Origin of the sequence: Streptomyces sp. NBC_01257, from assembly GCF_035917255.1 — a bacterium.
Classification (GTDB): Bacteria; Actinomycetota; Actinomycetes; order Streptomycetales; family Streptomycetaceae; genus Streptomyces.
Genome location: NZ_CP108472.1, coordinates 7,896,773 through 7,916,477 on the forward strand (window position 1 = coordinate 7,896,773; position 19,705 = coordinate 7,916,477).

The window sequence follows — 19,705 nt, forward strand, 5'->3', positions numbered from 1 at the left end:
ATGAGACTCACCCGCATCATTGGCATCGGGGCCGGCCTCGTGGTCGTGGCCGTCGCGGCCACCTCCGGGGTGATGGCCATGGAGGAAGAGGGCACGACGACCGTCACCGCGTACTTCGAGCAGGCGACCGGCGTCTACGCCGGATCCGACCTGCGGATCCTCGGAGTCCGGGTCGGCACCGTCGAATCGGTCGAACCCCGCGGCAAGGACGTCAAGGTCGTCCTGCGGGTCGACAAGGGCGTCCAGGTCCCCAAGGACGTGCACGCCGTCGTCGTCGCCCCCAGCCTCGTCGCCGACCGGTACGTCCAGCTCGCCCCCGTCTACACCGGGGGAGCGGTCCTGGAGGACGACGCCGAACTGCCCGCGTCGAAGAACGCGACACCGGTCGAGGTGGACCAGCTGTACGCGTCCATCACCGAACTCTCCACCGCGCTCGGCCCGGACGGGGCGAACGCGCAGGGAGCCTTCGCCGGACTCCTGGACACCGGCGCGAAGAACCTCAAGGGCAACGGCAAGGACATCGGCGACTCCATCGAGCAGTTCGGCAAGGCGACGAAGACCCTCGACAAGAGCAGCGGGAACCTCTTCGACACCCTGGCCTACCTCCAGACCTTCACCACCATGCTGAAGGACAACGACGGCAACGTGCGCACGGCCGAGAACCAGCTGAACTCGGTCACCGGCTTCCTGGCGGACGACAAGAAGAACCTCGGGGCCGCGCTCAAGGAACTCGGCACCGCCCTCGCCCAGGTCAAGACGTTCATCAAGGACAACCGGGGCGCGCTCAAGGAGAACGTGGACGCGCTGGTGCCGATCACCCAGACCCTCGTCGACCAGCGCGCCTCACTGGCCGAGTCGCTCGACACCCTGCCGCTGGCCGCGGGCAACGTCCTGAACGCGTACGACCCCACCCACCGCACCCTCAACGGCCGGACCGACCTCAACGAGCTCAGCATGGGCGGCCCGCTCATCGATCCTTCCCTCACCGGGCTCACCCCGGTGGACGCCGAACGGCAGGCGGCGCTCCCCGCCCTGCCGCTGCCGGCCGTGGGCACCGTCTACGGCACACCGAAGAACGCCGCGGCGAAGAGCGGCAACGACGAGAAGGGGGCGAACCGATGAGCCGGACCCCGCGCGGACCCGGAGCCCGCGCGACGACGGGCGCCGCCACCCTGATCGCGTTCGGCCTCTGCTGCACCCTCTTCGTCACCGGCTGCCAGGCCCCGCACTTCTCCGGCATCGAGGACGTGCCGCTGCCCGGCGGTGCGGACCTCGGCGACCATCCGTACGAGATCACGGCGGACTTCGGAGACGTGCTCAGCCTCGCCCCGCAGTCCTCGGTGAAGGTCAACGACGTCGCCGTCGGCCGCGTCACCAAGATCTCCCTCGCCCCCGACACCTGGCAGGCCCGGGTCACCATGAAAGTCAACGGGAAGATCAAACTGCCCGCCAACGCCTACGCGCACCTGGAACAGTCGAGCCTCCTGGGCGAGAAGTACATCCAGCTCTCGCCCCCCGCGAGCGGCACCGCCCGCGGCACCCTCGCCTCCGGCGACCGCATCCCGCTCACCCGGACCAACCGGAACCCCGAGGTCGAAGAGGTGTTCGGGGCGCTGTCGATGCTCCTCAACGGCGGCGGCGTCCAGCAGCTGAAGACCATCACCACCGAGCTCAACAAGGCACTGGCCGGACAGGAACCCCAGGTCCGGTCCATGCTCAAGCGCGTCGACACCCTCGTCACCAACCTCGACGACCACCGCGGCGACATCACATCGGCGCTCGACGGCGTCAACCGGCTCGCCGCCACCCTCGCCACCCGCAAACAGGACGTCGGCAAGGTCCTCACCGGGCTCAGCCCCGGCATGAAGGTCCTGGAGAAGCAGCGCGGCTCGCTCCTGACCATGCTGCGCTCCCTGGACACCCTTTCCGACGTCGCCGTCACCACCATCAACAAGAGCAAGGCGGACACGATCGCCGACCTGAAGGCCATCGCCCCCACCCTCCGGGCCCTGGCCGACTCCGGCGACGACCTGCCCGACTCCCTCCAGGTGCTGCTCACCTACCCGTTCACGGACGAGGTGCTGCGCGGTGTGAAGGGCGACTACCTCAACGTGTACCTGGACATGACGGCCGCACCTGGCACCCAGATCATCCCCGCCCTCGAACCGGATCCGGACCCCCCGGCCGCCGGGGCGAAAACGGCAGCCGGCGCCGCACTCCCGCTGCCGCTCCCCGCGACCACCACGCCAGGGACGGCCACTCCCCGGACGGGCCAGGCCACGGAGGGGAGCAACCGATGATCACCCTCGCCATCCGGCTGAAGAACATCGCGTTCCTGATCATCGCGGTGCTGGTGCTCGGCTACCTGGGCGTGCGGTACGCCGACCTCGGCCACTACGTCGGCATGCGCGACTACTACACCGTCAAGATGCAGCTCCCGCGCACCGGTGGCCTGTTCACCCACTCCAACGTCACCTACCGCGGGGTCTCCGTCGGCCGGGTCGGGCCCATCGAGCTCACCGAGGACGGTGTGGAGGCCGAACTGCGCATCGACAAGTCGGCGCCGCCCATCCCCGAGGACCTCAAGGCGGTCGTCGCCAACCTCTCCGCGGTCGGCGAGCAGTACGTCGACCTGCGCCCGGCCCGCACCGACGGCCCCGTCCTCGCCAACGGCTCGGTCATCGACCAGGCCGAGACCACCGTCCCGGCACCGGTGACGAACGTCCTCACCAGCGTCAACGGCCTCGCCTCGTCCGTCGACCTGGAGTCGCTGCGCACGGTGGTCGACGAGTTCGGCACCGCGTTCTCCGGCCGCGGCGACGACCTCCAGGTCCTGCTGGACACCGGCGGCGAGTTCGTCCAGGCCGCCGACGACGCACTGCCCGTCAACACCAGGCTCATGCGGGACGGCGAGACCGTGCTGCGGACCCAGGCCGAACAGGGCGAGGCGCTCAAGGGCTTCGCCTCGGGCGCGAAGGAACTGGCGGCCCAGCTCAAGGGCTCGGACACCGACCTGCGCAAGCTGATCGCCGCCGCACCCGACGCGACCGGGCAGATCAGCGGACTGCTGCGCGATCTCGACCCGAGCTTCGGTGTCGTCGTCGCCAACCTCCTCACCACGTCGGACGTCGCCGTGACCCGGCAGCGCGGACTGGAGGAACTCCTCGTGAAACTCCCGGCCGTCGCGGCGGCGGGGGCCAGCGCGGTCGACGAGGACGGTGCCCGGTTCGGCATGTCGGTCACCTTCTTCGAGCCGCTGCCCTGCACCTCCGGATACGGCGGCACGACGTACCGCAACGGGCTCGACCTCGCACCGGCTCCGGCCGTCAACACCAAGGCCCGCTGCACCTCGTCGCCCGGCACCGGCATCAACGTCCGCGGCAGTGCGAACGCCCCGAAGGGCGGTCCGCTGCCCGCACCCGCCAAGCCCGGCACGCTGCTCCTCGACGACCGCGGCCAGGACCGGCTGCCCGGAGTGCTCGGCGCCGCGACGGACTCCGCGCCCGCGGCCGACGGCATGGCCGGACTGCTGGGCCTGGGGCAGGGAGGCGGCGCATGACCCCCCGTACCCGCAGCATCGGCGGCTGGGCCGTCCTGCTCGTCGCCGCACTGATCTGCGCGCTGGGGGGCTGGTCGTACGCGCAGGCGCGCGGCGACGACGACCTGGCGTACGCGAAGAGCCGGGACGCCGCGCTGGCGGACGGCAAGGTGGACCTGGCCCGGCTCAACAGCCTGGACGGCAAGGACGCCACGAGCGTCGACACCGGTCTCGCCGGCTGGCTCGACGCCTCCACCGGCCCGCTGCACGACCAGCTGAAGCGCACCCGCGCCAAGGACGCCGCCGAGCTCAAGAAGTCCGGCACGACGGCGCGCGGCAAGGTCACCGACGCGGCCCTCACCGAAGTGGACGAGCGTACGGGCACGGCACTGATGATCGCGACCGTCGACATCGAGGTCACCCCGCGCACGGGCAAGGCCGGCACCGAGCGCAAACGCTTCGAGGCGACGCTCGTCCGGACCGGGGACGGCTGGAAGATCAAGGCGCTCACCGCGCTCGGCATAGGGAGCGGCACATGAGGCTGCGCAGTGTGATCGACCCCGACGACGCGGTCCAGGAGGCGTCCGGCAGCGTCCCGCCCGACGACACCGGAGCCGACACGGACACCGACATCGAGGCCGGTCCCGCCAGGCGGTGGCCCCGCGTGCTGGCCGGGGTGCTCGTCGTCGCCCTGATCGCGGCCGGCGGCGCCTTCTTCGTCGCGGGCCGGCAGCTGCGCGACACGCCCGCCACCGCCAACCGGGCGCTGACGGACAGCGCGGTGACCACCCAGGTCGCCGGCGACGTCACCAACGCACTCGGCAAGGTCTTCTCCTACGGCCCCGGCGACACGGCCGCCACCAAGGCGTCCGCGCAGCGGCTCCTGGCGGGCAAGGCGCTCCAGCAGTACGCGGCGCTCTTCGGCCAGGTCGAGAAGCAGGCCGCCGACCAGAAGCTCACCCTCACCACCCACGTCGTGCGTGCCGGGGTGACCCGGCTGACCGGCGACAGCGCCCACCTCCTGGTCTTCCTCGACCAGGTCTACGAGCGCAAGGGCAAGGCCGCGAGCACCGCGGCGGCGCAGCTGTCCGTCACGGCCCAACTCCGGGAAGGGCACTGGACGATCGTGGAGATCAAGGCCAGATAGCGCACCCCACCGCACGACGCACCGGGCGATACCGCACCACACGGCAGGGAGAGGCAGCGATGGCACGGGTACGGATGACGAGGAACCCGCTGGTGGCGGCAGCGATCGTGCTGACGCTCGCGGCGGCCGGTGCCGCGGGCTGGGGCGGCGTGTCCCGGTACCAGGCGGCGCACGACGACTCGGCGGCGTACGCCCAGGCCCGCGACGACGCGCTGGCCGCCGGCGAGCAGGCCGTGCAGAACATGAACACGCTCGACCACGAGCAGCTCGCCAAGGGACTCGACAGTTGGGAGGACTCCACCACCGGGGACCTGCACCAGCAACTCGTCGACGGACGCGACGGGTTCGTGAAGCAGATCCAGGAGGCGAAGACCGTCAGCACCGCCAAGGTGCTGTCCGGCGCGGTCACCGAGCTCGACGACCGGGCCGGGAAGGCGGGCGTGATGGTGGCGCTGCGGGTGACCGTGACCGCGCCCAAGGGCAAGCCCGCGGTGAAGGAGAGCCGGATGCTGGGGCAGCTCACCCGCACCTCCGACGGGTGGAAGCTCAGCGCCCTCGGCCAGGCACCCGTCGGCAACACCGCCGGCTGACGCCACCGACTCCCCACCCGCACCGAGAGGACCCCGGACATGTCGACGACCCGTCACCTCGTCAACCGGCAGCGTCGGCTGGCCACCGTCGCCGCCGAACGCACCGCCGCTCCCGCGCCCGTGAGCAAGCCCGTGGACGCCGAGACCGTCGCGGAGGAACCACAGGACGACGCGGAGGAGCAGAAGGAAGCGAAGAAGGAACCGGAGAAGGAACCGGAGAAGGAATCGGCGCAGGAGGAGGGGAAGGCGTCGAAGTCCGGGCGGTCACCCCGTCTCCGGGTCCGGCTGCCCGCCGTGCTCTGTGTCCTGACCGTGCTCCTCGGCGCCTTCGCCGCCTGGGCGTTCACCTCGGCCGGGAGTCTGCGCGACGACCCGAGCCGGCGGAACACCGCGCTCACCGACATCGGCCGCACCAGCGAGGTGAAGGGTCAGATCACCGAGGCCGTCGGCGCGGTGTTCTCCTACGACTACGCCTCGCCCGCCAAGGCCGACGCCGCGGTGAAGAAGTACCTGACGGGTGCGGCGGTCCAGCAGCACACGGACATGCTCGCCGAGGTACGGGCGCAGGCGCCCAAGCAGAAGCTCGTGCTCACCACGACCGTCACCGAGAGCGGGGTGGAGCTGCTCGACGGCGACCGCGCCCGGCTGATCATCTTCGCCGACCAGAGCAACACCCGTACGGGCAAGTCGGAGGAGACGACGTACGCCGCGGCCATGTTCGCCGTGGACGCCGTGCGCCGCGGCGGCACCTGGCGGATATCCGGCATCGACACGTTCACCCGGTGACCCGGGGGAGAGGAGAGCACGCATGAGGTTCAACGGCACCATGCGCCGCGGACTCGGCGGCACGGCGGCCGCCGTCGCCGCGATGGCAGCGCTCACCGCGTCCCAGGCACCGGGACTCGTCGCGCAGGACAAGCCGCAGAAGCAGAACACGGAGACCGACGAGGTCACGTGGTCGTCGGTGCCCAACGACGACTCGTACCACACCGAACTCCCGCCGCTGAAGAGCCCCGAGCCGCCGAAGCCGGGGGTGAAGCAGAGCCCGGAGGCCGTTCAGTCATGGGCCGAGGCGGGCATCCCGGCCACGGTCCTCGCCGCCTACCGCAAGGCGGAGAGCGCGCTCGGACGCAGCGACCCGGGCTGCCGGCTGCCGTGGCAGTTACTGGCCGCGATCGGCAAGGTCGAGTCCGGGCACGCCGCCGGCGGCCGGGTCGACGCCCACGGCACGACGCTCTCACCGATCCTGGGACCGGTGCTCAACGGCGCCGGGTTCGCGAACATCCCGGACACCGACGGCGGCGGGTACGACGGGGACAAGACCTATGACCGCGCGGTCGGCCCCATGCAGTTCATCCCCTCGACCTGGGCGCACTGGGGCAGGGACGGCAACGGCGACGGGCGCAGGGACCCGGGCAACATCTACGACGCCGCCCTGGCCGCCGGAGCCTATCTCTGCGCCGGTACCCGCGATCTGACGGTGCGCGCCGACCTCGACCGGTCGATCCTGAGCTACAACCACTCGGACACCTATCTGCGCACCGTGCTGTCCTGGCTGGAGTTCTACCGAAACGGCAGCCACGTGGTGCCCGACGGCAAGGGTCCGATCCCGAAGAGCCCCGGCGCCGGCGGTCCGAACGAGCCGAAGAAGCCCGTGGCCGGTCCCGGCACCGGCGGCGGCAAAGACGGAGACGGAGGCGGTATCGAGGTCGGACCGCAGCCGAGCCACTCCGCACATCCGACGGCGCCGGGCTCCACGACCCCCTCACCGGGCGAAACGGACTCCCCGGACCCCGGCGGCTCCACGGACCCGGGCACGCCCGATCCCACCGGCACCGGGTCCGGCAGCCCGGACCCGACCACCACTCCCGACCCGACCACGACCCCCGACCCGGGCACCTCGCCGTCCGGTCCCAAGGACCCCGGCTGCCCGACGGACAGCGCGACGCCGGACCCGACGGACACCGAGACAGCCACCGGGGCGCCGTCACCCGACCCCACGGAGACCGAGGAACCCTGCTCCACGCCCTCGGTGCCGCCGGCCGCCGACTGATCCCGGCCCCGGCCCAGAGCTCAGCCGCCCGCCGACAGCACGGCGGCCAGGTCGTACCGCACCACCTCTTCCAGCTGCGCGTACGTGCAGCCGGCGGGGGTGCGGTCCGGCCGCCACCTGCGGAACTGGGTGGTGTGCCGGAACCGGTCGCCCTCCATGTGGTCGTACGCCACCTCGCAGACCCGCTCGGGACGCAGCGCCACCCAGGACATGTCCTTCTTCCCCGACCAGCGGCTCGGCGCGCCGGGCATCCGGGACGCCTCGTGCGCCTCGGCGTCCGCCCAGGAACCCCACGGGTGCCCGGCCACATCGGTCACCAGGGGTTCGAGTTCGGTGATCAGCTCGGCGCGGCGCTTCATCGGGAAGGCGGCACAGACGCCCACGTGCTGCAGGACGCCCCCTTCGTCGTACAGTCCGAGCAGCAGCGAGCCGACGACCGGGCCGCTCTTGTGGAAGCGGTAGCCCGCCACCACGCAGTCGGCGGTCCGCTCGTGCTTGATCTTGTACATCACCCGGGTGTCCGGCCGGTACGGCAGATCGAGCGGCTTGGCCACGACCCCGTCGAGCCCCGCGCCCTCGTACCGTTCGAACCACTCCTGGGCCACGGCCGGGTCGGTGGTCGACGGGGCGAGGTGGACGGGCGCCGAGGCGTCGGCGAGCGCGGCCTCCAGCACCGCGCGCCGGTCCGACTGCCGGGTCTCCAGGAGCGAGTCGTCGCCCAGTGCGAGCAGGTCGAAGGCGACCAGGCTCGCCGGGGTCTGCTCGGCCAGCAGCCGTACCCGGGAGTCGGCGGGGTGGATGCGCTCGCTGAGCCGGTCGAAGTCCAGCCGCCCCTCGTGCGCGACCACGATCTCGCCGTCGACGACGCAGCGCGGCGGGAGACTGGCCCGGACCGCGGTGACCAGTTCCGGGAAGTAGCGGGTGAGGGGCTTGCCGGTGCGGCTGCCGATCACCACCTCGTCGCCGTCCCGGTGCACGATCGCCCGGAAGCCGTCCCACTTCGCCTCGTACTGCATGCCCGGCGGGATGCGCTTCACGGGCTTGGCGAGCATCGGCTTCACGGGCGGCATCACCGGCAGATCCATGCCCCGATTGTGGACCGTACGGCGACCGGAGTCCTCCGATATGCGGCATATGTGTGCCCGGCCTACCGTGGCCGACATGGCAGCAGCGGGCAAAGCGGTGGAGCTGGAAGCGGCGGGACGGGCCGTACGGCTGTCCAATCCGGACAAGATCTACTTCCCGGAGAAGGGCTGCACGAAGCGGGACGTCGCCGAGTACTTCCTCGCGGTCGGCCCCGGCATCCTGCGCGCCCTGCGCAACCGGCCCACCACCCTCCAGCGGTTCGTCGACGGCGTCGAGGGCGAGTTCTTCTACCAGAAGCGGGCCCCGAAGAACCTCCCCGAATGGATTCCGACCGCCGAGATCGCCTTCCCCAGCGGACGCCCCGCCCGCGAGGTCTGCCCCACCGAGGTGGCCGCCGTCATCTGGGCGGCCAACCTGGGCACCCTCACCTTCCACCCCTGGCCCGTCCGGGGCGGCGACACCGACCACCCCGACGAGCTGCGCATCGACCTCGACCCGCAGCCCGGCACCGACTACGCCGACGCGGTCCGGGCCGCCCACGAGCTGCGCTCCGTCCTGGACGACCACGGGCTGCGCGGCTGGCCCAAGACCTCCGGCGGACGCGGCATCCACGTCTTCGTCCCCATCGAGGCCCGGTGGACGTTCACCGAGGTCCGCCGGGCGACCATCGCGGCGGGGCGCGAGCTGGAGCGCCGGATGCCCGACCGGGTCACCACCGCCTGGTGGAAGGAGGAGCGCGGCGAGCGGATCTTCGTCGACTTCAACCAGACCGCCCGGGACCGGACGATCGCCTCGGCCTACTCCGTGCGCCCCTTCCCGCACGCCCCGGTCTCGGCGCCCCTGCGCTGGGACGAGATCGACGACGCGCGGCCGCACGACTTCGACATCCGGACCATGCCGGTGCGCTACGCCGAACTGGGCGACGTGCACGCGGACATGGACCAGGAGGCCTTCCGGATCGACGCGCTGCTGGAGCTGGCCGACCGCGACGAGAAGGAGCGCGGCCTCGGCGACATGCCCTACCCGCCGGAGTACCCCAAGATGCCGGGCGAACCGAAACGCGTTCAGCCGAGCCGCGCCCGCCATGACGACGACGCCGGCGGCGACGCATGAGCGAGCCCGGTCCGGAGACCGGTCCCGAGTCCGGGCCGCACCACGGTGTGCACAGCCGGCCGCCGACCCGGGGCGAGAAATGGGCGGCGTACAAGGAGTCGCCCTACTTCCCGGCCACGGTCCTGCTGTTCATCCTGGCGGCCGCCGCCGGACTCTTCGCCGGCTCCTACACGTACGCCATGGCCAATCCGACCCCGCACCGGATCCCGGCCGCGGTGGTCAGCCAGCCGGACACGGCCCGCGGCAAGGAGTTCGTCGCCGCGATGGACAAGGCGCTGGACGCCTCGCTCGTCATCCATGTCTTCCGGACGCCCGCCGAGGCCCGCGAGGCGCTGGAGGAGCAGGAGGTCTTCGCGATCGTGCGGTCCGGCAGCCGCGGGGTGGCGCTCGACGTGGCCAGTGCCTCCGGGGCGGCCGTCGCCCAGCTGCTGGGGGAGTCGGCCGTAAAAGTGGGGGACACGCTCGGTATCCCGGTCGCCGTCATGGACGTCAAACCCCTCCAGAAGGGCGACCCGCGCGGACTCGCGCTGTTCTACATCTCGCTCGCCGCCGTGATCGTCGGCTTCGTCGGCTCCATCCAGCTGAGCGTGCACGCCAGGGGCCTGATCCCGCTGGAACGGATCGCGTTCACGGTCGCCTACTCGATGCTCGGCGCGTTCTCCATCGCCGCGGTGGTGGACTGGCTGCTGGGCGCGGTCGATCTGCCCTTCGCCGAGTCCTGGGCGATCCTGGCGTTCACCATGTTCACCTCGGGCATGGTCTTCACCATGTTCAACACCCTGATGGGGCGCTGGGCCATGCTCCCGACCTGGGGCGTGATGGTGCTCCTGGGGAACCCGTCCTCCGGCGGAGCCGTGTCCTGGCCGCTGCTGCCGTCGCTGCTCGGGCACATCGGGCGCTGGCTGCCGCCGGGCGCCTCCGTCAACGCCCAGCACACCGCCGTCTACTACCAGGGGCATCAGCGGCTCTTCCCGTTCCTGGTGCTCGCGGGCTGGTCCCTGGTCTCCTGCACGGTCTTCTGGGTGTGGCGCCACCGGCACCCGGGAGGCCGCGACCACATGCCTCAGCATGCGGCCGCGGCCACCTGATGCGGAACGACGCGGTTACAGCTCCTTGATCCGGATGTCCCGGTAGGAGATCACGTCCGAGGTGCTGTGGACCTGGAGTCCGATGTAGCCGGAGGCGTACCGCCGGCCGTCGGTACCCGGGTCGTCACCCCGCGGCGGCTCGAAGACCTGACCGCCGTTGTTGTCGAACTCGTTGAGCAGGACACCGTTGCGGTAGATCGAGTAGTGCTGGTCCACCACCCGGATCTCGTAGTCGTTCCAGGTGCCCTTGGGGGTGACGCCGGCGCCGGCGAGCCCCACCCGGTCGAATCCGTACACCGAACCGGTCTTGTACATGTCGCCGTCCGGCCGGTCGTTGACCTGGATCTCATGGCCGTACTTGATGGCGACCCACTCCGGATTCGGCTCCTCCGGGTTGTCGTGGACGTTCGGGAAGCGGACGAAGACACCGCCGTTGGCGTTGCCCGTGCCCGGGGCGTCGTCCCGCCACTGGAGCTTCAGCGAGAAGTCCCCGTACTGGCGGCCCGGGAACCACAGCATGCCCATGCCGTCCACCGTGGTGGAGCTGGTGATCGCGCTGTCCGCCTCGTTGAGCGCGAACTGCCCGCCACCCACCTGCTGCCACTTGGCGAGCGAGGCGGCCGTGCCGTCGAAGAGCTTGCGGTAGCCCTCGTCCTGGCCCGGCTTGCCGATGCCCGACTGCTTCGCCGCCTTGTAGATCTTCTTGTGCTCGCGGGCGTCGATCACCCCGGCGGTGAGCAGCTTGTCGAGGACCTTGTCGACGTGCTTGAGGAACAGCGCGTGCGACGACCAGTCCTTCTCGTCCTCGATCAGCTCGTTGATCGTGCAGCGGTTGCCGGTGATCCGGTTGGGGACACCGGTGTCGACGGTGCCCACGATGACGGTGAGGCGTTCGTCGAACTCCGGGCAGTTCGGCGCCGGAACGCCGCCGCTCTGCGCGACGGTGAACGACGTCTGCTTCGCCTCGGAGGTGTTGCCCGCCTTGTCCGTGGCCCGGTGGGCAACCGTGTGGTAGCCGATCCGGTCGACGATGACCGTGGCCGTGTAGGCCAGGTACGGGCCGCCGTCCAGGGAGTACTCGACCTTGTCCACCCCGCTGTCGGCGTCGGTCGCGGTGACCGTCACCTTGGCACTGGTGAGGTAGGCGCCGTCCGAGTTCTTGTCGCCCTCGACCTTCGCGGACGTCTCCGGCGGCGTCGTGTCCTCGGTCGGCGGCTCGACGACGGTGAACTCCACCGTCTTCTCCGCCGCCGCGTTGCCCGCCTTGTCGGTGGCGCGGTAGCGGACCTTCTGCGCCCCCACCTCGTGCACCATCACGGGACCGTCGTACGCCTGCCAGGCGCCGTCCGCCCCGACCGCGTACTCGATGGTGTTGACGCCCGACCCGGTGTCGGACGCGGTGACGGTGACCGTCGCCATGCCCAGGTACTGCCCCTGGTCGTCCTTCTCGCCGGACACGGTCGCCGACGTCTCGGGAGCCGTCGTGTCGTCCGTCGGCGGAGCGGCGACCGTGAACTCGGCCGTCTTCTCCGCGGCCGCGTTGCCCGCCTTGTCGGTGGCGCGGTACCGGATGGCGTGCGCGCCGACCTCGTTCACGACGACCGGCACGGTGTACGGCTGCCAGGCGCCGTCCGCCCCGACCGCGTACTCGACGGTGTCGACGCCCGAACCCTCGTCGGTGGCGGCGAGGGTGACCGTCGCCTGGCCGATGTACGCGCCGTCGGCGTTCTTGTCGCCGTCGACCTTCGCGGAGGTCTCGGGCGCGGTGGTGTCCTCACCACCGCCACCGTCGGTGACGGTCAGGATGCCCTGCATCGCCTCGTGCCCCGGCATCGTGCAGTGGTAGAAGTACCGGCCGGGGGTGAGCGTGACCTCCGCCGTCTGCTTGCCGCCCTGGTCGTCGCCCGGGTTGGCGAGCAGGTTCAGCGGGACGTCGTTGTTGAACTCGGGGTCCGACACGCTGAACGTCAGCGTGTGCGGCATCCCCGAGGTGTTCCCGGTCGCCTCACTGTTCTCGAAGACGATGGTCGCCTTGCCGGCCACCGCCGTCTTCGGCGCGGAGAGGTAGTGGTCGATGGCGTTTCCCGCCGTCCAGGTCAGCACCTGGTCGGCCGCCGCGTCCGCCGGGGCCGCCGTACGGCCGTAGGCCGCCGTGGAGGTCAGCCCCAGCACCATCAGGAACGAGCCCAGCAGCGCGAGCCACAGCCGCGCGGGCCGGGACCGCCTTCGGAAGAGGATCGAACGGTGTCTCACTGCACTGCCGCCTTCCTGGCCAGGTCCTTGACGGCCGGGGTGGGTGCGCCGCCCTTGTAGGTCACGCGCCACAGCGCGGACTTGGAGTCGGAGGTGAAGAAGCCGCGCCCGTAGTCGAGGACGTACAGCGAACCGTCCGGGGCGAACTTCCAGTCCATCAGGTTGCGGATGCCGTCCGCGCCCACCGGGATGATCTCCTTCAACGACTCGGCGTGCGTGGGCAGACCGCCCTTGCCGACCGTCTTCGGATCGGTGAGAACGGCGTGCCGCGGCTGGGTGTCGTCGTAGAAGTCACCGACGAACCACTTGCCGTCCCAGTACGAGGGCCACTTGTCGGCGCTCGTGCTCGCCGCGTCGTACCGGTAGACCGGGCCGTTCATCGTGGCCTGGCCACCGCCCTTGAGCCAGGGCAGGAGTTCCTTCTGGTCCTCCACCTTGTAGCTCGGGATGCCGTTCTCGTCGCGCGGGTAGTCCACGCCACCGCCCTGCGGCGAGTACCAGATGGTGTTGGAGGTGATCGGCGGCAGGTTCACGAGACCGTCGTTGTTCGGCGACTCGTTCTTGGGGTGGTCGCAGTCGTACCAGCCGAGCGGCTTGCTCGGGTCCGGCAGATTGCGGTCCCGGTAGGGCTGCTTGTTGCCCATGCAGTACGGCCAGCCGTGGTTGCCCGCCTTGGTGATCGCGGCGAACGTGTCGTACTTGGCCGGGCCCCAGGTGGTGCTCGGGGCGCCCGCGTCGGGGCCGACCCAGCCCGCGTACAGCGTGTCGGTCGACTTGTCGACGGCGATCCGGGCCGGGTTGCGCACGCCCATCACATAGATCTCGCCGCGGGTCTTGCCGCCGCCCTCGTCGGTCTCCTTGCCGGTGAAGAGGTTGCCCTCCGGCAGGGTGTAGGTGCCGTCGTCCTCGGGGTGGATCCGCAGGATCTTCCCGTTGAGGTTGTTCGTGTTGCCCGCGGTGCGCCGGGCATCGGCGAACGAGACGCCCTTGTAGTTCGGCTCCGGGTTGTTGCCGGAGTAACCGTCGCTGAAGCCGGAGGAGTTGTTGTCACCGGCCGCGATGTACAGGTTGCCCTTGGAGTCCCAGGCCATGCCGCCGCCCGCGTGGCAGCAGCTGTGGATCTGGACCGGCCAGTGCAGCAGCACCTTCTCGGAGGACAGATCCAGCTTGTTCGTCGCCAGGTCGAGGGTGAAGCGGGAGACCTGACGGACCGCCATCTGCTTGTCGCGGTCGATCTTGTCGTGGGGTGTGTAGTGCAGGTACACCCACCCGTTCTTCTCGAAGTCCGGGTCGAGCTCGATGCCGAGCAGACCCTCCTCGACCTTGACCAGTTCGTCGCCGCCGCCCTTGTTGCCGAAGATCGTCAGCTCACCGGCGAGGGTGACCTTCCTGGTCTTCGGGTCGTAGACGTGGATCTGGCCCAGACCCTTGCCGACGTTCGGGTCGGCCCAGTCGGTGACGACCGGCACGCTGCTGTCCGCGCCGCCGCGACCGATGTACAGGACGCGCCCGTCGGGGGCGGTCACCAGGCCGTGCGGCTCGCCGATCTGGTCGTTCTTGCCGGGCTGGTTGGGCTGGGTGACCCGCTCCGCCTTGTAGTTGGAGGTGATCGTCGCCTTGCAGTCGGCCTGCGAGATCCGGGTCGTCCAGTCCAGCGCGCCGCGCAGGTGGTCACGGAAGTCGGCCTCGGCGAAGCTGTCGACCGTACCGCCCATAGCGGTGTAGAAGGACCGGCCGCCGTCGTAGTCACGGCACCAGGAGACCGGGTGGTCCCAGCCGTTGGCACTCGTGCCGGGCTTGTACGTGATCTCCCGGACCCGTGCCACGGTGTGCACGTCGCCGGACGGGTTGTCCTTCCAGTTCAGCCACTTGTCCGGACGCTTCCACTCCAGCGGCAGGTTCTTCGTCGCCGGGTGCTGCCGGTCGCCGATCTCCACCGTCGCACGCTGGACGGCGGTGGGACTGCCCGCCGCCGGACGTGCGCCGACCAGGCCGGTGAACCAGTCCGAGTACGGTTCGGTCCGCGCCGCGTCATGGATGCCGAGGAAGCCGCCGCCGGCCTCCATGTAGGCCTCCAGGCCCGCCTCCTGCTCCGGGTCCAGGACATCGCCGCCGCCCGTCAGGAAGACGACCGCGTTGTACTTGCCGAGCTGCTTGCCGTTGGTGAAGACGGCCGGGTCGTCGGACGCCACGGTCCTGAACCGGCCCGCCTCCGGGCCGGTGAGCCCGATCTTCTCGATCGCCGCGATCCCGGCGTCGACCGTCGGCGACTCCTCGGTGGCCGAGCCATGGAAGACGAGCACCTTCACGTTGGCGCCGCCCGGTGGCGACGGCAGGGACAACGTTGTCGCCATGGACCCCGGCGCTCCGGGATCCGGCCTGGCACTGGCGGCGTTGCCGCCGAGCAGGGAAGCGGTCAGTGCGCCGGCCGCCAGGGCCGCCGCAACACCGCGTCGCGATCTGGACCTGTGATGTGGTGTGCGCTGCATGTGGTCACCCACCCCTCTCTGGTCACTGCAACAGCTTTGGGCACTGCAACAGCGCATGAAGCTAGACCTCTTTTCGCGACTCGCCAATAGCTATGGCAGCAATGAAACGAACTTTGTCCTTAGTGTGGATAAACGAAGTGCTCCGGGCTACGGTATGGCCCGTCCTCCGCAACATCCGTCTCGCAGTGGGGAGTTCGACATGGACCGCAGGAGCTTCAACCGGCGGATTCTGATGGGCGGCGGGGTGGCCGCGGCGACCGGCGTGACATCGTTGTCGCTCGGAGCGATCGAGGCGACCTCCGCGGAGAACCCGCCCCGCACGGCGCCCGCGGGCGGCGAGGTCCGCCATCTCAAGCTGTACGCGGAGAAGCTGGCGGACGGCTCGATGGGGTACGGGTTCGAGAAGGGCAAGGCGTCGGTCCCCGGCCCGCTCATCGAGATCAACGAGGGCGACACCCTGCACATCGAGTTCGAGAACACGATGGACGTGGCGGCCAGCCTCCACGCGCACGGCGTCGACTACGACATCGCGAGCGACGGCACCCGGATGAACAAGAGCATCGTCGAGCCGGGCGAGACACGCACGTACACCTGGCGCACCCACGCCCCGGGCCGGCGCAAGGACGGCACCTGGCAGCCGGGCAGTGCGGGCTACTGGCACTACCACGACCACGTCGTCGGCACGGACCACGGCACCGGCGGCATCCGCAAGGGGCTGTACGGGCCGGTGATCGTCCGGCGCAAGGGCGACATCCTGCCCGACAAGACGATCACCATCGTCTTCAACGACATGACCATCAACAACAAGCCGGCCGACCAGAGCCCGGACTTCGAGGCCACCGTGGGGGACCGGCTCGAGGTCGTCATGATCACGCACGGCGAGTACTACCACACGTTCCACGTCCACGGTCACCGCTGGGCGGACAACCGCACGGGCCTGCTGACCGGGCCCGACGACCCCAGCCGGGTCATCGACACGAAGATCGTCGGCCCCGCCGACTCCTTCGGCTTCCAGGTCATCGCGGGCGAACACGTGGGAGCCGGTGCCTGGATGTACCACTGCCATGTGCAGAGCCACTCCGACATGGGCATGGCCGGAATGCTGCTCGTCGCCAAGGCGGACGGGACGGTCCCGGGGCACGAGGGGCACACCATGGCGTCACCCCCGAAGGCGAAGGCCTCCGGGGCGGCTTCGGCGCACGAGGGTCACTGACCCGCCGCGTCCGCCGCCGGCTCCTCTGCCCCGGCCGCGACGGAGGAGCGAGCGGCCAGGCGCTGCTGTTCCTCCTCGACGATGCGGCGGGCCAGCGATCCGTCCGACACGTCCACGGCGTCCGGCGTCGTCTCGGCGACGTCGCTGCGCCGTGCGTACGCGTCGAACAGCCGCTCCTTGCGGGCCAGGATGTCCAGCATTCGCTGGTCGACGCTGTCCGCCGCGAGGAGCCGGTGCACCTGGACCGTGCGTATCTGTCCCATCCGGTGCGCGCGGGCCACGGCCTGGTGCTCCATCGTCGGCTTGATCTGCGGCTCGCACAGAATGACGACGGACGCGGCCTGCATGTTCAGCCCGACCCCGCCGGCCTGGATCTGGCTCAGCAGGACCGTATGGCCGTCCGCCGCGGAGAAGCCGTCGATCAACTCCTGCCGCCGGGCCGCCGGGACGCTCCCGGAGAGCGGGCCGAACACCTCGTCCCCCAGGGCCGCCCGGACCGTCTCCAGCACGTCGCGGAAGTAGGAGAAGACGACGACCTTCAGCCCGTTCCCGGCCGCCTCCGCGACCAGTTCCCGCAGCCGGTTCAGCTTGGCGGACGTCGCCGGGTGGGCGTACGCAGCCCGGCGCATCCGCATGAAGTGCCCGGCGCCCACCGCCTCGCGGTAGGCCCGGAGATCGGCCTCGCTGAACTCCTCCCACTCGTCGACCTGTACCAGTGCGGGGAGTTCGCTGAGCACGTCCTGCTGGTTGCGGCGCAGATAGGCGGGGGCGACGGCCCGGCGGAACGCCTGCGAACCGGCCACGCCGTGCGTGGTGCTGATGGCCGGCGCCAGTGCGGGCTGGAGGTGCCGGACGAGGCTGCGGAACTCCTCCACCCGGTTCTCCATCGGGGTGCCGGTCAGGAAGAGCACCCGCTCGGTCCGCTCCGACCACCCCGATACCGCGCGGGAGCGGCGGGTGACCGGATTCTTGACGTAGTGCGCCTCGTCGACCACGAGCATGCCGGGCCGTACGCCGCTGTCGGCCGCGGGCGGCAGGCTGTGCAGGGCGTCGAAGGTGGTGAGTGCGACCCCGCCGCTCTCGCGCCACTCGGCGAACGCCTCCTGCCGCTCCGGCCCGTGCACCGGCAGGGCGCGCAGGGTGGAGCGGGCGCGGATCTCCCGCGTCCAGTTGATCAGCACACTGGCCGGGCAGACCACCAGGAAGTGCGTCTCCCCGCGCGCCGCGAGATGGGCGAGGGCGGCGATGGCCTGCACGGTCTTGCCGAGCCCCATCTCGTCGCCGAGGATCACCCGCTTCTGGGCGAGCGCGAAGCGCGCGCCGAACGACTGGTACCCGCGCAGCGAGACCCGCAGCCGGGCGTCGTCCAGCCGCAGTCCACGGACCCGGTCGGCGATCCCCGACGGCAGGAACCCCTCGGCCGCGTCCCGGTCGGGACCGCTGCCTGACATCTCCGCCAGCAGGCTGTAGTACTCCGCCGACCGCAGCTCGAAGTCGACCCAGGCCGCGACGTCGGACCCCGGATCCCGCAGCAGGTCCACCGACACCTGCCCGAACAGCAGGGGGAGTTCGCGCTCCACGGCGTCCGCCACGGCGGCCCGCACGGCGGCGACGGCCTCCAGCGCCCGGGCCCTGACCTGCCGCCGGGCGAAGACCATCCGCAGCCGGCCCCGCGCCGGACCGGCCGCGGCCAGCAGCGGCTCGAGAACCTCGGCGAGCCGGCGGGCCCCGTCCACCGCCCGCCGCACGTCCGGCCCGGCCTCGACCAGCCGGTACAACGCGGTGACCAGGGCGGTCGTGGCGTCGTCAGGGGCGTCGACGTCTATCCGCAGCGCGACCGTGTCCCGCACCGCGTCCGCGATCCGGCCCGCGGCGGCCAGCGTCTGGTCGGCCGTCTGCGCACCGACACCGGGGATCTGGCGGAGCTCGTAGCGATTGGCCCCGTACACCTGCCCCACCGTCGTGAAGCCAGCCTGCTCGACCGCGCCCAGGCGCAGCCGGCCCTCGGTGACGTCCTTGAGCCGGGACACCGGGATGGACGACAGATCCGCCCGTACGAGGGAGTCGAGGAGCGGGTCCAGGGCGGTGCGCACGGCGGTGACGGCGTGGGTGTGGTCCGCGAGGACCCCGCGCGCCGCGTCGAGCAGCGTGTCGGCCCGCGCGAGCAGTTCCCGGGCCGCCCGCCCGGTCGGCGCCCCGCCCTCCGTGGACCCGGCCTCAGTCATGTACGTCCTTCTGTCCCGCAGTCCCCGCGCCCCTGGCGCCGCTCCGCCCGGCATCCGCCCGGAGCGACTCATATCGTCCCATGCGCGACTGACAGCCGGGCCCGGCGGGCGGGGCTCAGGGCGCGGGCGGCCGCCGCTCGGCCGGGGACAGCAGCAGCACCTCCAGGGCGCGCGCGCAGGAACGGGCCTGCGTCAGGAACCAGTCGGTGCGCGCCTGGGTGATCACGGCCGGGGTGGCCCGTACGGCCAGGGCGAAACGGGCGTGTCCGGCGCCGTCCAGCACCGGCACCGCCAGGGTCCGCACCCCGTGGGCCGACTCGCCGTCGTTGACGGCGTACGCCTCCGACCGCACCCGGGCCAGCTCCGCCTCCAGGGCGGCCGGTTCGATGATCGTGCGGTCCGTGAAGGCGGGCAGCGGCGGCAGCGAGAAGGGCCCGCCCTCACCGGGCCTCGCCCAGGCCAGCAGCACCTTGCCCAGCGCGGTCGAGTGCAGCGGCCGGCGCAGCCCCACCTTGGGCGTCACCGAACCGCCCGCGACGATCACCGCGTGCGGCCCGCTGCGCAGCGCCAGGTCGGCGGTGGCGCCCGTGCGTTCGGCGAGATCGGCCAGCTCGGGAGCGGCCAGATGCAGACCGCGCTGATGGTAGGAGAGGCGGCCCAGCTCGGTCACGGCGGGCCCGAGCCGGTAGCGGGACGTCCGCGCGTCCTGCTCCAGGAATCCGGCGCCCAGCAGGGTGCGGGCCAGTCGGTGGGCCGTGGAGACCGAGAGTGTCAGGCGGCGGGCGAGATCGGATGCGCTGAGGTCGGGGCCGTTGTCGTGGAAACAGTGCAGGACGTCCAGCGCACGCTGTACCGCCTGCGCTCCGCCGGGAGCGCGTACTGCGGCGGCCTCGGTCATGGGGTTTCACTC

Annotated in this window: 16 protein-coding genes; 11 read left to right on the forward strand and 5 right to left on the reverse strand. The window is 71.1% G+C overall.

Annotated features, from left to right (window positions below; all coding sequences use genetic code 11):
• Genes OG408_RS34470 through OG408_RS34505 form a run of 8 tightly spaced genes read left to right on the forward strand, consistent with a single transcriptional unit; the run spans position 1 to position 7,328 of the window.
• Positions 1 to 1,122 (forward strand): MCE family protein, encoded by a 1,122-nt coding sequence (locus OG408_RS34470; RefSeq protein WP_326673619.1) that lies wholly within the window; start codon positions 1 to 3, stop codon positions 1,120 to 1,122.
• The gene (locus tag OG408_RS34475; protein WP_326673620.1) at positions 1,119 to 2,300 is read left to right on the forward strand and encodes an MCE family protein; all 1,182 of its coding nucleotides are present in this window, start codon (positions 1,119 to 1,121) and stop codon (positions 2,298 to 2,300) included. The genes OG408_RS34470 and OG408_RS34475 overlap by 4 nt, the downstream gene beginning before the upstream one ends.
• Positions 2,297 to 3,559 carry an MCE family protein gene (locus tag OG408_RS34480; RefSeq protein ID WP_285564251.1) on the forward strand — a complete coding sequence of 421 codons (1,263 nt, stop codon included), beginning with the start codon at positions 2,297 to 2,299 and terminating at the stop codon, positions 3,557 to 3,559. The genes OG408_RS34475 and OG408_RS34480 overlap by 4 nt, the downstream gene beginning before the upstream one ends.
• Positions 3,556 to 4,077 carry a hypothetical protein gene (locus OG408_RS34485; protein ID WP_266785404.1) on the forward strand — a complete coding sequence of 174 codons (522 nt, stop codon included), beginning with the start codon at positions 3,556 to 3,558 and terminating at the stop codon, positions 4,075 to 4,077. Before OG408_RS34480 ends, OG408_RS34485 begins: the two co-directional genes overlap by 4 nt.
• Positions 4,074 to 4,685 carry a hypothetical protein gene (locus OG408_RS34490; protein WP_285564250.1) on the forward strand — a complete coding sequence of 204 codons (612 nt, stop codon included), beginning with the start codon at positions 4,074 to 4,076 and terminating at the stop codon, positions 4,683 to 4,685. Before OG408_RS34485 ends, OG408_RS34490 begins: the two co-directional genes overlap by 4 nt.
• 59 nt (positions 4,686 to 4,744) lie before the next feature.
• A complete protein-coding gene (locus OG408_RS34495) occupies positions 4,745 to 5,275 on the forward strand; it encodes a nuclear transport factor 2 family protein (protein ID WP_405406525.1) in 531 nt (176 codons plus the stop codon).
• 39 nt (positions 5,276 to 5,314) lie between these two features.
• A complete protein-coding gene (locus OG408_RS34500) occupies positions 5,315 to 6,061 on the forward strand; it encodes a hypothetical protein (RefSeq protein WP_266785406.1) in 747 nt (248 codons plus the stop codon).
• Positions 6,062 to 6,083: 22 nt separating this feature from the next.
• Positions 6,084 to 7,328: a lytic transglycosylase domain-containing protein gene (locus OG408_RS34505; RefSeq protein ID WP_326673621.1), complete on the forward strand. Its 1,245-nt coding sequence runs from the start codon at positions 6,084 to 6,086 to the stop codon at positions 7,326 to 7,328.
• Between the two features lie 20 nt (positions 7,329 to 7,348).
• Here OG408_RS34505 and OG408_RS34510 read toward each other — a convergent pair whose 3' ends face one another.
• Entirely contained in the window at positions 7,349 to 8,413 is a 1,065-nt protein-coding gene (locus OG408_RS34510; RefSeq protein WP_266785408.1) for an ATP-dependent DNA ligase, read from the reverse strand.
• Between the two features lie 97 nt (positions 8,414 to 8,510).
• Between OG408_RS34510 and ligD the strand changes: the two genes are divergently transcribed.
• Positions 8,511 to 9,527 (forward strand): non-homologous end-joining DNA ligase, encoded by a 1,017-nt coding sequence (gene ligD, locus OG408_RS34515; RefSeq protein ID WP_266786603.1) that lies wholly within the window; start codon positions 8,511 to 8,513, stop codon positions 9,525 to 9,527.
• Positions 9,524 to 10,615, forward strand: a complete 1,092-nt coding sequence (locus OG408_RS34520) for an ABC transporter permease (protein ID WP_266785410.1) — start codon at positions 9,524 to 9,526, stop codon at positions 10,613 to 10,615. The genes ligD and OG408_RS34520 overlap by 4 nt, the downstream gene beginning before the upstream one ends.
• Before the next feature lie 15 nt (positions 10,616 to 10,630).
• On the opposite strand, the gene OG408_RS34525 is transcribed toward OG408_RS34520, so the two are convergent.
• The gene (locus OG408_RS34525; protein WP_326673622.1) at positions 10,631 to 12,868 is read right to left on the reverse strand and encodes an OmpL47-type beta-barrel domain-containing protein; all 2,238 of its coding nucleotides are present in this window, start codon (positions 12,866 to 12,868) and stop codon (positions 10,631 to 10,633) included.
• Positions 12,865 to 15,357, reverse strand: coding sequence for a ThuA domain-containing protein (locus tag OG408_RS34530; RefSeq protein ID WP_405406530.1), 2,493 nt, complete (start codon positions 15,355 to 15,357; stop codon positions 12,865 to 12,867). The genes OG408_RS34525 and OG408_RS34530 overlap by 4 nt, the downstream gene beginning before the upstream one ends.
• Positions 15,358 to 15,556: 199 nt before the next feature.
• Between OG408_RS34530 and OG408_RS34535 the strand changes: the two genes are divergently transcribed.
• Entirely contained in the window at positions 15,557 to 16,570 is a 1,014-nt protein-coding gene (locus OG408_RS34535) for a multicopper oxidase domain-containing protein (RefSeq protein WP_266785414.1), read from the forward strand.
• Here OG408_RS34535 and OG408_RS34540 read toward each other — a convergent pair.
• Together OG408_RS34540 and OG408_RS34545 are read right to left on the reverse strand one after the other, a co-directional pair.
• Complete coding sequence (locus OG408_RS34540) at positions 16,564 to 18,795, reverse strand: DEAD/DEAH box helicase (protein WP_326673623.1); 2,232 nt, start codon at positions 18,793 to 18,795, stop codon at positions 16,564 to 16,566. The genes OG408_RS34535 and OG408_RS34540 overlap by 7 nt on opposite strands.
• A gap of 115 nt (positions 18,796 to 18,910) precedes the next feature.
• Complete coding sequence (locus OG408_RS34545) at positions 18,911 to 19,693, reverse strand: IclR family transcriptional regulator (RefSeq protein ID WP_266785418.1); 783 nt, start codon at positions 19,691 to 19,693, stop codon at positions 18,911 to 18,913.
• Between the last annotated feature and the right edge of the window lie 12 nt (positions 19,694 to 19,705).

Coding starts and splice junctions, on each gene's coding strand:
- OG408_RS34485 (WP_266785404.1), top strand. CDS start 3,556: ATGACCCCCCGTACCCGCAGCATCGGCGGCTGGGCCGTCCTGCTCGTC.
- OG408_RS34540 (WP_326673623.1), bottom strand. CDS start 18,795: ATGACTGAGGCCGGGTCCACGGAGGGCGGGGCGCCGACCGGGCGGGCG.
- OG408_RS34490 (WP_285564250.1), top strand. CDS start 4,074: ATGAGGCTGCGCAGTGTGATCGACCCCGACGACGCGGTCCAGGAGGCG.
- OG408_RS34530 (WP_405406530.1), bottom strand. CDS start 15,357: ATGCAGCGCACACCACATCACAGGTCCAGATCGCGACGCGGTGTTGCG.
- OG408_RS34500 (WP_266785406.1), top strand. CDS start 5,315: ATGTCGACGACCCGTCACCTCGTCAACCGGCAGCGTCGGCTGGCCACC.
- OG408_RS34535 (WP_266785414.1), top strand. CDS start 15,557: ATGGACCGCAGGAGCTTCAACCGGCGGATTCTGATGGGCGGCGGGGTG.
- OG408_RS34495 (WP_405406525.1), top strand. CDS start 4,745: ATGGCACGGGTACGGATGACGAGGAACCCGCTGGTGGCGGCAGCGATC.
- OG408_RS34545 (WP_266785418.1), bottom strand. CDS start 19,693: ATGACCGAGGCCGCCGCAGTACGCGCTCCCGGCGGAGCGCAGGCGGTA.
- OG408_RS34505 (WP_326673621.1), top strand. CDS start 6,084: ATGAGGTTCAACGGCACCATGCGCCGCGGACTCGGCGGCACGGCGGCC.
- OG408_RS34470 (WP_326673619.1), top strand. CDS start 1: ATGAGACTCACCCGCATCATTGGCATCGGGGCCGGCCTCGTGGTCGTG.
- OG408_RS34480 (WP_285564251.1), top strand. CDS start 2,297: ATGATCACCCTCGCCATCCGGCTGAAGAACATCGCGTTCCTGATCATC.
- OG408_RS34520 (WP_266785410.1), top strand. CDS start 9,524: ATGAGCGAGCCCGGTCCGGAGACCGGTCCCGAGTCCGGGCCGCACCAC.
- OG408_RS34475 (WP_326673620.1), top strand. CDS start 1,119: ATGAGCCGGACCCCGCGCGGACCCGGAGCCCGCGCGACGACGGGCGCC.
- OG408_RS34510 (WP_266785408.1), bottom strand. CDS start 8,413: ATGGATCTGCCGGTGATGCCGCCCGTGAAGCCGATGCTCGCCAAGCCC.